The sequence below is a fragment of the Tenacibaculum aiptasiae genome (assembly GCF_008806755.1).
GTDB lineage: Bacteria > Bacteroidota > Bacteroidia > Flavobacteriales > Flavobacteriaceae > Polaribacter > Polaribacter aiptasiae.
In genome coordinates, this window is the sequence record NZ_WAAU01000069.1 from 1 (window position 1) to 472 (window position 472).

Here is a 472-nt window from a genome sequence, read left to right on the forward strand (position 1 = left end):
AGTGAACTAGAATCGTTTGGAAAGACGAACCAAAGAGAGTGATAGTCTCGTATAGGTAAGCGAAGAGGATATAGCAGTACCCTGAGTAGTGCGGGACACGTGTAATCCTGTATGAATCCACCGGGACCATCCGGTAAGGCTAAATACTCCTGAAAGACCGATAGTGAACTAGTACCGTGAGGGAAAGGTGAAAAGAACCCTAAGTAAGGGAGTGAAAGAGAACCTGAAACCGTACGCCTACAAGCGGTCGGAGCACATTTACTGTGTGACGGCGTGCCTTTTGCATAATGAGCCTACGAGTTACTGTTGCTAGCAAGGTTAAGGATTTAAGGTCCGGAGCCGAAGCGAAAGCGAGTCTGAATAGGGCGAGATTAGTTAGTAGTAGTAGACGCGAAACCGAGTGATCTACCCATGGGCAGGTTGAAGCTGTGGTAACACACAGTGGAGGACCGAACCAGTTGACGTTGAAAAG

1 rRNA gene is annotated in these 472 nt (G+C 48.1%); it reads left to right on the forward strand.

The features are described 5' to 3' along the window. Positions 1–472, forward strand: a 23S ribosomal RNA gene (locus tag F7018_RS18000); the annotation flags it as partial.